Source organism: Holdemanella hominis, from assembly GCF_014306155.1.
GTDB lineage: Bacteria > Bacillota_I > Bacilli_A > Erysipelotrichales > Erysipelotrichaceae > Holdemanella > Holdemanella hominis.
Genome location: NZ_JACRWH010000064.1, coordinates 1 through 11,865, shown reverse-complemented (window position 1 = coordinate 11,865; position 11,865 = coordinate 1). Strand labels below are relative to the sequence as shown.

The window sequence follows — 11,865 nt, the reverse complement described above, 5'->3', positions numbered from 1 at the left end:
TGGAATAAAGTGTTGCAGATTTAACGTTTTGAACTTATATTTTAAAAAATCAGCAATGTCTGATATCCTTTTATATACTCATTTCAAACCATTCGAAAACAAAATGAAAAAGATTAGCCAATTTGGATCCATCAACAAGGCTAATCTTCTTTTATTATCTTTTCATGAATAATTCAGGCTATATATTAACTCAAAATACACTTAAGTTAGTTGTATCCGTTTTCATTAAACTAAAAGGTGCAAATGATACTAAAAAGTACCTTAGTTGCTTCTACGCTTTTTACGACTATGAATATTCTTAGATACACTACGAATATTTAAAATTGGAGCCAAGAAAATGATAATAGGATAGATTTCCAAACGACCAATCAACATCGCAAAAGATAAGACGATCTTCGAAAAATCCGAGAACATGGAGAAATTTCCCATTGGACCACAAAGACCATATCCTGGACCTACATTACCAATACAAGTCATAACGGATGTAACCGTTGTTTCAAAATCAAAGTTATTAAATGAAACCAAGAACAACAAGACACCGACAATAATAATGAAACTACAGAAATACGCCATGATCTGAGTGACCACCTCTGTATCTACAACTTTTCCATCCATTGTAATGGCTTCTACTTTTTGTGGATGTAGTAACTTTTGAATATCCAATTTAATTTTCTTTACAATAATCAAAAGACGACTTACCTTAACACCACCACCAGTCGAACCAGCACTCGCACCACAGATTGTTAATAAGAAGAGGATCATCTTACTAAATTGTGGCCAGACACTATAATCACAACTCGAATATCCCGTTGTCGTTATAATTGAACCCACTTGAAAACTTGCCAAACGAATGGATTTGAATACATCAAAATTATACATGGATAAAATATTCAATGTGATACAAATAATTGAAAATAGAATAATACCTAAATATGTACGCAACTCTTCATTTTTAAAGACCTGTTTGAAATCTTTGATTAATAAAAAGTAATACATATTAAAGTTCACACCAAATAAAATCATGAAAATCGTAATGATCACTTCATAATACGCATTGTTGTAGGCACCAATACTCGTGTTTTTAATTGCAAAACCACCAGTACCCGCTGTACCAAATGTATTACACAACGCACCAAACAATGGCATCTTCCCAATCAAAAGTAAAATGACCTGAATGACAGTCAATCCCATATACATGGTATATAAAATCATAGCCGACTGACGCATACGAGGTACTAATTTACCAATGGTAGGACCCGGCGCTTCCGCACGCATAATATGCATATCACGATCATTTGACTTTGGAAGTAAGGCCAAAATGAAAACCAAGATACCCATACCACCAATCCAGTGTGTAAAGCTACGCCAGAATAGTGTGGCATGCTTCAAATTCTCAACTTCCGTTAAAACACTTGAACCTGTCGTTGTAAATCCAGACACCGCTTCAAAGAAGCAATCCACAAAAGAAGGAATTTCACCCGACAAGTAGAATGGTAATCCGCCAAAGAAAGAAACAACAATCCAGGCAATACCCACCGCAAGCATTCCATCTTTGGCAAAATAAGAATTCGTTCTCGCCTTTTTACGCGTTAAACCATATCCTAAAACCAAACAAATCCCAATTACGATCAAGTAAGAATCAAATAATCCTTCTTGATAAATCAAATCCACCATGACCGGTAACACCATTAAACAGGCTTGCGCAATAAGCACCATACCCAATACATTACCAATTATAGTCCAGTTGAGTTTATGTATATTATGCTTAAGATAGTAAATCATTGATATCCCTCAATCCTGCAACCTTACTAATAATAATAACCGTATCCGATAGTTGAATACGCGTATCACCAGTTGCCACCTTAGAAACACCTTTATGTGTTATATACGCAATGATAATACCCTTACGAATATTTAGATCCTTAATTGGCACATCAATAAAACGACAATTGTCACGCACTCTAAATTCTAAAGCCTCTACCTTGTCATCCACTAGCTTGATCAAAGATTCAACGTTTGATCCAACCGTATTCTGCATAGCACGAACATACTGCACGATTTGGTTTGCGGTAATAAACTTAGGCGTAATTGAATTTTCAAGCCCCAACTTATCCAACAAGAAACCTAGAGAAACACGATTTACCTTAGGAAGCACATGCGTAACATCATGACTTTGCGCAAACATCGAAATAATGACATTCTCCTCATCATTATCTGTAAGAGCGATAAAGGCATCCATTTCCTCTAAGGATTCACTCAATAATAATTCATGATCCGTTCCATCTCCATGAATAACCGTTGCCTGTGGGAATTTTTCAACCAAGTTGATACACTTATCTTTATTCAACTCAATAATTTTAACGGCCATCCCCAATTCAAGTAACATTCTCGTCAAATAATATGTGATACGACCACCACCAACAATCATAACCTCATTGACTGTACGATCACTTAAAATACCAATCTTAATAAAGAAACGCTCTAATTGCGTTGCTGAACCCGTTAATGTAAGACGGTCATTTTCATAAATCACCGTATTTCCATTTGGAATGATGACTTCACCATCACGCAAAATCGTCACAAACAAGACTTCCGTCTTAAAACGACGATTGATATCAACCACACGCATATTTAAAAGTGGGGAATTCTCTGTTACCTTAACTTCAGCAAGCTCAATTCTTCCCTTCGCAAAAGACGATACTTTAATGGAATTTGAGAAACGAATCGCACGCAAAATTTCACGAGCCGCCGCCTGCTCTGGATTGATACTCATACTCAATCCCAATTCATCTTTAATCAAACGAACTGTGTTATTGTATTCTGGATTACGAATACGAGCAATGGTATGTCTAGCTCCCAATTTTTTTGCCAATAAACAACAAATAATATTCACTTCATCCGTTGATGTAGCCGCAATCAACAAATCACTCGAAGGTACGCGTGCTTCCAACAATGTGTCTAAACTAGCTCCATTCCCTTGCACACCAACAATATCTAGTTGATTCATTGTACTCGATAATACATTCACTTTATTTTCAACCACTGTAATATCATGACCCTCTTGATTCAATTGTTTCGCAATCGCAAAGCCAACTTTCCCATCACCAACTACAACAATTTTCATATTTTCTTCCAAAAAAAATAAATTCCTATACGGAATCTATCTCAAGTATAATACAAATCAATATTAAATACAATTCAACATAAAAACTAGTGATACAGAAAATTTGTTCACTCTTCTTGCATTTTCAATCCATAGTGATATACTAGGCAATACTGGATAATTAAATTGCCTTTTTACCGCTTATCCAGCGTTTCCTATTTCTTGAGCTGATTTACCCGATCAGCTCTTTTCTTCGTTTTAACAATCGAGTATAAAGCCCTTAGAAAGGGCATAATGGTATTTTTTAAATTGCACTATCTTACCTGCGCCTTTCCATAGACGCTTTTTTAAGGAGGTGTGTTATGAATACACAATTACTCGAAGCTTTGTGCAAAGATTTTGCGGCCATTTATCAATGTGAGCTAATCCAAGATACTATCGATATCGTCCGCTTCGACAAAGGAACCCCTATCGATATGGCCATACAAACTTTGGATTTGTATACACTTCACTCCTTTAGTAAAATGATACATGGTACGATACAAATGGAAAGTAAAGAAAATGCGGGTACAACCTTTTGGATAATTCTTCCTTTACAGATAGATTTTAACCTACAAACTGCAAAGCCCATTCAAACTAATCCATTAAATCTTACAAATAAGAAAGCACTCCTTGTTGAAGACAATGATATCAACCTAGAAATTGCAACCATTTTGTTGCAAGATCTTGGGTTTGATTTATCGACTGCTCGAAATGGACAGGAAGCCATTGATCAATTCAAAAAATCTAAGCTTTATACTTTTGATTATATTTTTATGGATATTATGATGCCAATTAAAGATGGATTAGAGGCAACAAAAGAAATACGTACCTTACCAAGAAACGATGCGAAAAGCGTACATATTCTTGCGATAAGTGCCAATGCATTTGAAAGTGATATTCAAGAATGCATTAAAGCAATATGAATGGACATATCGTAAAAGCAATCACTATGGAATTATTAGAAGAAAAATTAGCGAAATGAAAAGGGTGAGATACTTACCCTTTTAGTCTGCATATGGCTTTAAATAATCTGCATTCAAAATTAAAATCTTATTATCGACTATACGAATTACGTTTTCTTCTCTTAATCCACGCAAAATACGGTTGACACTGTTTCTGGTAGAAATACCACAGAATCCTGCGATATCATCATTTGTGATCTGCATATCAATCAATATACCTTCCTTGATTTCTTTTCCAGACAAAGAAATCAAATTATAAAGAAATGCGTAGATAGCGCCACTCTTTCCATTCATTGTCATACATTTTTGGCGATATAGAGCTCTTTGTAGATTCTCACGATAGTATGCCTCAACATACTCTTTTAGTTTTTCATCTCGCTTTACGGCCCTTGAGAAATCTTCTCGACTTACCAAACAAAAAGATGCCTCTTCACTTTCAACACGAATTCTTACACGATACGCAACATCTTCACGAAGTGTGTCGCACATTAACGAAAGAAGATTGGGGCCTTTGTCGTAAGTTATATTATATTCACGTCCATCCTCTAAAATGGAACTCACCTTTACGACACCTTCCTTTAAAAAAATCATCTTTTCTAAATCGCACATTATAATATCATGGTTCTTTTTTGAAACAATTGGGACTTCCATCTTTTCCAGATATTTAAGCACATAGTCACAATTCATCTTCGTCACCTCTATCATTATTTCCATTGTACCATACTTCAGTTGAATCTTGTTAGCAATTGATATTTATTATATTACGTGTTCCTTACATATACAATTATGGGCAATTGTTTTTGTATAATACACAACAAGATGATATACTTATTTTTGCTGGATAGCGTGTCCATAAAGTAATTTGCATATCCAGTTTCCTATGAATAGAGCTGAATTATTTGCCACATCATCTAGTTCAGCTCTTTTTTCATTTCAAAATCCATGATATAGTAAATAAAACTGGTTGTAACCAACTCATGATAGTCTTTCTTATAATGACCAGTTTTAAGAGTCGGCATCCCACATTTTAAGTCGGCTCTTTTTATTTTGTATGAAAAAGGCGGATTATGCATCCATCTTAACATCTACAAATTGTTTTAAATACTCGACATCCAAGACCATGATTTTATTATACAATGTGCGAATAACATGTTCTTCTCTTAAGCCACGCAAAATACGATTCACGCTATGTCTTGTAGAAATTCCACAGAAACCCGCAATATCATCGTTTGTGATCTTTAAATCGATCAAAATTCCATCACGCGCTTCTTTTCCAAATATTGTAACCAAATAGTATATAAATGCACATACAGCACCATTCTTGCCATTAATCGTCATTAATTCTTGTCTTGAAATTGTTTCCGATAATTTCTTACGATAATACGTATTCACGTATTCCACCAATTCAGAATGTTTATTTAATAATTGATTAAATAATTCTTTAGAAACACAATAAAAACTAGCTTCATCACTTTCAACACGAATCATCAATGAAGAAAATTTACAATCAACAACTGCATCTTTAAACATAGATAAAATATCAAAGCCTTTTAAATACGCAATATTAAATTCACGTCCATCACGCATTAAAACACTGACCTTCACAACACCTTCTTTTAAAATATATGCATTCTCATCATCCATCTTTAAAAATGTATGTCTTCTTTTACGAATAACAGGCACTTCGTGCTCTGTAAAAAAGTCTAAAAATAATTCACGCCCCATAATTTAAATCACCCTTTGTCAATATGATTTATTATAACACACTCCTTCTTTTGATACGTTAACAAATCACACAGATAAGAAAAAAGAATAGACCTTAGCCTATTCTTCAACAAGTTCAAATCGATATTCCTGCTTCACATCCGGATACTTGTCACGATCTACTTTTGACACAAACATTTCATATGGACGAACAAAATACTTATAATCCCCATATAATGCTTGATAAACTACCATCTTCTCTTGCGTTTCCGTATGCATCGCAACACACAACACTTTATAAGTGTTTCCTTTAAAATGTCGATATATTCTATTTTCTAATACTTTCATTTGTTACTTTTTTGAAAGTAAAAAGAAATAAACAATATGTTCGGAGTAGCGTAGAGCCTATGTTCATCGTATGTGAGGAGTTTTGTTCACAATTCTTCTCTTAGACAAAACATTTACGTGTACAATTAGTTCATAGTCGTGTTTTGTACACATTAGAATAGGAAAAAGATACAAACATTTTGTTTATACAGGGAATCTTCTTGTGTTAAGAGTTTTGTTCATAGGACGAAGAGAAATTATATGGCATATTGTAGAGGGACTATAAATTAATTTTTGCATTATTCAAAAAAATATGTTATATTATAGTCAGTAACGGGGCCGCATGAGATTATGCCGTTGAAATTGAAAGGTAGCTCCTTTTAATGAGGCAAAGTCAACTAGGGCGGACGGCATGCATTTGCCGGCAGAAGGATATTTCCTTCTGCTTTTTTTTAAAGGTGAGAAATTTATGGCAACCATTAATAAAGAATATAAAACGATTAATGAGCGTATTGGGATATTACAATCTAGAGGACTATTATTTAAAAATATAAATAAGGCCAAAGAGATTTTATTAGAACATCCATATTTTGATATCATAAACGCTAATGAAAAATTATTTTGTAAACCCAATACTTCTTCTAAAGAATATTTTTCTCATATCTTTTTTGAAGATTTATATGGTGTTTATTCATTTAATAATGAATTATCTAAGCTTACAATGAATTCGCTTTTATCAGCAGAATCAAAGTTAAAAAATTCACTAGCATATCGTTTTTCTGGTAGATATTGTTATAATATTTCCCGAACTGAAGAATATCTGAATCCCAATAATTATATTCAGCCGACTCAACGAGCGCTTTATTACAAATTTTCTGATTTCACACCTTTTACCGATAATGACTATGTTCAAAAACTAAAACGCCAGAACAATTATATGGCTGCTTATGATAAATTACCTTTTTGGATTGCACTAAAAGGAATAGTTTTGGGTACAACCATCTTATTTATCCAATTTTTAGACCCTATAACAAAAAATGAAGTGAAGAAGGATTTAAAAATGGATAAATTTTCAGATGATGGATTTGAATTTGGTATATATATTTTAAAAGAAATTAGGAATTCTTGTGCGCATGGAGCCATGATTTATAGATTTTCAAAATCTCATAGAATATCTACAGTGAACGTTCAAGCTGGCATAAACGAATTTCATTTAAGCCAAAGTGCAATAAACTATATGGATACATTGAAAGTTCTATCTTTTTTTTCGACAGACCGTGAAATCAGAGCAATTAAAATGAGCATATTTAAATTTTACTTAAAATACACAGTAAGAGGCAAAAGATGGATGGCTAAAAAAATTCTTGGTAAAATGGGAAATCAACATATAACCAAATGGTTGAAAATATAATATTATTTTAATCCTATTAATTCCAATATTCCCTCTTTCAATTTTGAATGTTTTAACAATTTCTTTTCTAGCTCTTTGCTCGAGATTGCGGTTGGAGTAATTAGAGCTTTCTCCTGACGAAGTACTGCCTACAAGCAAAGAAATGGTTTACTGGCAATGCAAAGACTGTGATCGAAAATATCAGCAGTCAATCGCTATGCGTGTAGAAAAGTTTGAACGTGGTTTCGTTTCTTGCACCTATTGCAGCGGTCGTCACCAAAAAGAAATCTATAGGCTTCTCTAGCCTGCCAAAAAGAAAAAGAAGTATGTCCAATTCTGGAGTCATACTTCTCTTTTTTTGTCCATGAAACAAGTTGAAAAACAGGGGTTTTGTCGATTTTTCCCGTTTTTGTCCAATTTAGAAAATTAGGTTCATGTATGGGTTTTGTAGATTTTTTCGATTTTTCCCTCATTTTGAAAATTTGGTTCATGTAGGGGTTTTGTCGCCTTTCCGTTTTTTCAGCTAAAAAAATTTTTTGGTTTCTTCATAAATTCTTTCCTGCAACGTTGTTTGACGGATACGCTTTAATTTTAAGCGCACCTGCGTTTCAAATAAGCTCCTATTGCCAATAATAAAAAGCTGTTTTTTAGCACGCGAAATCGCTGTATATAAAAGACGCTTTTCTAACATATTTTTCGCATTCACATCCACAATACAGAATACCGTCTGATATTCATTACCTTGAGATTTATGAACGCTGATACACCATGCGTGTTTTAAGTAATATAGAAAGTCTGTTGAAAAATCAACGATCGCATTTGTGAAATCCACTGAAATCACATTCTGTTTTGAATCAATTTCAACAATCGTACCAATATCCCCATTATAAACATCTTCATCCGGTAAATTCTTCAACAACATGACCTTATCGTTTTCACGAAAGATTGTTGTTCCTACCTTCATCTGATTCTTTTGCGGACTTTTTGGATTGAACAACACCTGCATCTGACGATTGATCTCATCAATACCAGCAGCCCCCTTATACATTGGTGCCAATATCTGCATGGAATCTAGATCCATATCTTTGACATAATCGATTAGGGCATCCATAATTTTTGGCGTTGTTCTTTCAATAAACTCAACACCATCCTCATAATGACACGTAGTTTCTTCACGAATTTCTTTTGCCAAAGTCACGATTCCAGAACCACTTGACTGTCTAAAAATCTTCTTTAGATGGACCGTATCAATCACATCCGATTTAATTAGATCTTCTAACACCTTTCCAGGACCCACACTCTCTAACTGATCTTCATCACCAATTAAAAGAATGCGACAACGCTGAGGAAGCGCCTTTAATAATTGGGCAAATAAGTGGGTATCCACCATACTAAACTCATCCACAATAATAAAGTCGATATCTAATGGATCATCCTCATTTTTGCCAAAGGAATTATCTTCTAAGTTCCACTGCAGCAAGGAATGAATGGTTCTTGAATCACAATTTGAAAGTTGTGCAAGTCGCTTTGAAGCCCTTCCTGTCGGTGCACAAAGCTGAATCTTACTATCTGGATACACATCCTTACAAATTTCCAAGATTCCTTTTACAGTTGTTGTCTTACCAGTACCTGGACCACCCGTTAAAATCATGAACGAACGATCGAAGAACAATTGAATCGCATCCTTTTGTTCCTGATCATATGTTATAGCTAAACTAAACTCTACTTGTTTGATTTTTGATTCAACATCCACACTTTCCACTTCAAATAAATGAGTCTTCAACTCTTTGGCAATCACGACCTCATCTTCATGTAAAGTAAAAGGATAGATTCTAGTATTTTCAACATACAAATATTGAAGTGAAACCAAACAATCAATACTTTCCTGAATCAAGGATTCATTTACACCACGTACATTTTGAAAGATTGTCGCAAATGTAATATATGTATTTCCAGTTGCCATAGATAGTTGTCTAGCTAATTCATAAATATAGGCATCCAATCTTCTTGGATCCTCATTGGATAAGCCTATGGCACTTGCCATCTTACAAGCAGTTTTATATCCAAAACCATACACTTCATAATAAGGTTTGAAACAATCCTCTTCAATCACATCCAACACATTATCATATGTGTCCAATAACATCTGAATCTGTCTTGGACTCAAGCCATACTTTAATAGCTTTGCGTATGTCTCATTAAATCCTGTAAATTCTTGAATGCCCTTTTGAATAATCAACATCTTTTTGGCAGTCAAATTGGGCACTTCATGTAAAAGTTCTGGATTATTATGAATCTTCTCTAAGCAATTCTCACCAAGAGTCTCATAAATACTTTCGGCTGTTTTTTTACCAATCGTAGGAAAATTCTCACCACAAAGAAAATGAATAATCGCATCCGAATTGTCTGGCAATTTCTTTTTGGCCATATCCACACGAAACTGCTCCCCATACTTAGGGTGTTTTACATATTCCCCATGCAAAACATATTCTTGATCTTCGATTGGATCTTCAATTCTTCCAGCCGCTGTAAAATTATGATACGTCTTTAATTCTGAAAATCCAGCAACGACATAATGATTGGCTTTATTTTCAAATATGATATATTCAAGCCTAGCCTCGATGTCCATTGGCTGTCTCCATAATCAATTGATTTAAATTCTTGCCTTCCTTGAAGACTTCTTCAATGACACCCCCACCAATGCACTTGTCACCATCGTAGAATACAGCTTCCTGTCCTTCTGTAACAGACGCAATCGTTTGTGGATATTTTACTAACACACTTGTATCATCCAATCTTTCGATTTCAATATCCTGATCCTTTTGACGATACCTAAATTTACAAGTACACTTTGTTGGAATCTCATCCAAACATGGCAAAATCCAGTTGATTCCTTTTACAACACACGAATCTGAATACAATAAATCTCTTTGATCTGTACGACATACATAAAGAATGTTCTTCACAACATCTTTTCCAACCACAAACCAAGGACCCTTTTCATGATCTATATTTAAACCTTTTCTTTGTCCAATCGTGTAATATAAAACGCCCACATGACGTGCAATGACTTTACCTGTATTCACATCTACAATGTCACCATCTTTACTAGGAAGATAGTTCGATAAGAATTGTCTGAAGTTTCTTTCTCCAATAAAACAAATACCCGTACTATCTTTCTTTGTTGCAACCGATTCTAAGTTTAATTCAGAAGCAATCTGACGAATTTCTGGCTTTTCTAAATTTGCCAAAGGAAAAATCGTTTTAGCCACCTTACTCTTTTCAACCTGACACAAGAAATATGTCTGGTCTTTATTCTGGTCTTTGGCACGTGTTAAATACGTAAAGCCAGTCTCATCCTCTTTGTTTGAAGCATAATGCCCTGTAGCCACCTTATCAAAACCTTGTTTCATAGCATATTCAAAAAATGAATCAAACTTAATATATTTATTACATAAAATATCTGGATTTGGCGTACGGCCCTTTTCATATTCACTTAAAAACGTTTTAAATACGTTATCCCAATACTCTTCAATAAAATCAACACGTTGTAAAGGTAAATCCAAATGATTGGCAACCGCTAACGCATCTAAATAATCCTGTTCCTGAGGACAAGTATCATCTTTGATTGTAGGATTTCCTGCAATATCATTATTCGCAAAACTATCCCAGTTACGCATAAAACAACAAGTCACATCATACCCTTGTTTCTTTAATAAATAAGCTGCAACAGCAGAATCTACACCACCACTTAATCCAACTAATACTTTCATATGTAATCCTCCAACTATCAAAAATTATATCATAAAAAAGGACCAAGCCCGAAAAACTTGATCCAACAATTCAAAATGGTGCCCAGGGCCGGACTCGAACCGGCACGGTATCGCTACCGGTGGATTTTGAGTCCACTGCGTCTACCAATTTCACCACCCGGGCAAAAAATAAATATTTAATTTTAAAAATGGTGCCCAGGGCCGGACTCGAACCGGCACGGTATCGCTACCGGTGGATTTTGAGTCCACTGCGTCTACCAATTTCACCACCCGGGCATTGCTTGACTATTATATCAAAAGATAGAATTTCATGCAAGGATTTTTTAAAAAAAGCCACTAAAAAGTGACTCTTTCATGAAATCTAAAATTTCATTCTCACTCTTAGACAACGACTGCTTTACTTTCTTTTCTAAAATTACCGTGAGTCATGATTTTAAGGCATCATTCACCTGTTATGAAGTGACCTTTGTCAAGACAAAATTACACTCATATTCTAAAAATATTCAGTTTTAGATTGATGACATAGAGGAACTCCTAAACAAATCTATCGACAGTTAACCACTC

General features: G+C 34.5%; 9 protein-coding genes, 2 tRNA genes and 1 pseudogene. 3 read left to right on the top strand and 9 right to left on the bottom strand.

The window, feature by feature from the left end; translation table 11 throughout:
• Window positions 1–261 precede the first annotated feature (261 nt).
• Complete coding sequence (locus tag H8911_RS10875) at window positions 262–1,782, bottom strand: TrkH family potassium uptake protein (RefSeq protein WP_186999672.1); 1,521 nt, start codon at window positions 1,780–1,782, stop codon at window positions 262–264.
• Window positions 1,766–3,124: a Trk system potassium transporter TrkA gene (trkA, locus tag H8911_RS10870; protein ID WP_186999671.1), complete on the bottom strand. Its 1,359-nt coding sequence runs from the start codon at window positions 3,122–3,124 to the stop codon at window positions 1,766–1,768. The genes H8911_RS10875 and trkA overlap by 17 nt, the downstream gene beginning before the upstream one ends.
• A 341-nt stretch (window positions 3,125–3,465) precedes the next feature.
• Here trkA and H8911_RS10865 point away from each other — a divergent pair, with 341 nt between their 5' ends.
• Entirely contained in the window at window positions 3,466–4,068 is a 603-nt protein-coding gene (locus H8911_RS10865; RefSeq protein WP_186999670.1) for an ATP-binding response regulator, read from the top strand.
• Between the two features lie 81 nt (window positions 4,069–4,149).
• On the opposite strand, the gene H8911_RS10860 is transcribed toward H8911_RS10865, so the two are convergent.
• The 3 genes from H8911_RS10860 to H8911_RS10850 form a co-directional block, all read right to left on the bottom strand.
• The gene (locus tag H8911_RS10860) at window positions 4,150–4,821 is read right to left on the bottom strand and encodes a Crp/Fnr family transcriptional regulator (protein ID WP_227403314.1); all 672 of its coding nucleotides are present in this window, start codon (window positions 4,819–4,821) and stop codon (window positions 4,150–4,152) included.
• Window positions 4,822–5,172: 351 nt separating this feature from the next.
• On the bottom strand, window positions 5,173–5,832 hold the full coding sequence (locus H8911_RS10855; RefSeq protein WP_186999669.1) for a Crp/Fnr family transcriptional regulator: 660 nt from the start codon (window positions 5,830–5,832) through the stop codon (window positions 5,173–5,175).
• A gap of 99 nt (window positions 5,833–5,931) precedes the next feature.
• Entirely contained in the window at window positions 5,932–6,159 is a 228-nt protein-coding gene (locus H8911_RS10850) for a DUF1653 domain-containing protein (protein WP_186999668.1), read from the bottom strand.
• Window positions 6,160–6,607: 448 nt separating this feature from the next.
• Between H8911_RS10850 and H8911_RS10845 the strand changes: the two genes are divergently transcribed.
• Together H8911_RS10845 and H8911_RS12975 are read left to right on the top strand one after the other, a co-directional pair.
• Window positions 6,608–7,549: an Abi family protein gene (locus tag H8911_RS10845; protein ID WP_186999667.1), complete on the top strand. Its 942-nt coding sequence runs from the start codon at window positions 6,608–6,610 to the stop codon at window positions 7,547–7,549.
• A gap of 118 nt (window positions 7,550–7,667) precedes the next feature.
• Window positions 7,668–7,832 (top strand): annotated as a pseudogene (locus H8911_RS12975) (zinc-ribbon domain-containing protein); the annotation flags it as partial.
• Window positions 7,833–8,051: 219 nt separating this feature from the next.
• On the opposite strand, the gene recD2 reads toward H8911_RS12975, so the two are convergent.
• The 4 genes from recD2 to H8911_RS10820 form a co-directional block, all read right to left on the bottom strand.
• Window positions 8,052–10,157 (bottom strand): SF1B family DNA helicase RecD2, encoded by a 2,106-nt coding sequence (recD2, locus tag H8911_RS10835; RefSeq protein ID WP_186999665.1) that lies wholly within the window; start codon window positions 10,155–10,157, stop codon window positions 8,052–8,054.
• Window positions 10,141–11,301: a tRNA 2-thiouridine(34) synthase MnmA gene (mnmA, locus tag H8911_RS10830; protein WP_186999664.1), complete on the bottom strand. Its 1,161-nt coding sequence runs from the start codon at window positions 11,299–11,301 to the stop codon at window positions 10,141–10,143. The genes recD2 and mnmA overlap by 17 nt, the downstream gene beginning before the upstream one ends.
• Before the next feature lie 76 nt (window positions 11,302–11,377).
• Window positions 11,378–11,464: transfer RNA gene (locus tag H8911_RS10825), tRNA-Leu, on the bottom strand.
• 26 nt (window positions 11,465–11,490) lie between these two features.
• Window positions 11,491–11,577: transfer RNA gene (locus H8911_RS10820), tRNA-Leu, on the bottom strand.
• Between the last annotated feature and the right edge of the window lie 288 nt (window positions 11,578–11,865).